This window comes from Lysinibacillus sp. RU7 (assembly GCF_057837305.1).
Window position 1 is genome coordinate 1 of sequence record NZ_JBYQFK010000245.1, and the last position, 246, is coordinate 246.

Below are 246 nucleotides of genomic sequence, written 5' to 3' on the forward strand. Positions count from 1 at the left end.
GCGCGCGTGGGCCTATGCCCGCCGCCGTCTCAGTCCAGACCAGGCTCAACGCATCTTTCTCGACTGCCAATATCCGGCAGGCTGGCATCCTCTCCTCGTGCTGACCGTCGAGGACACGCTCGAACAGGCCCACGAGGATTTCCATGACCATCCCGAATTGGCGCGCCTGATCAATGACGGATGCTCCCGTGTCTCCCACAAGTGGGAATCGATCAATGACGACCTCTATGAGGCGCGCCGCTGGGC

The 246-nt window shown here is 62.2% G+C and carries 1 protein-coding gene; it reads left to right on the top strand.

All coding sequences use genetic code 11. The features are described from left to right. A partial coding sequence (locus AC3II9_RS22280; protein WP_489158935.1) for a hypothetical protein occupies positions 1 to 246 on the top strand: 246 nt, incomplete at both ends.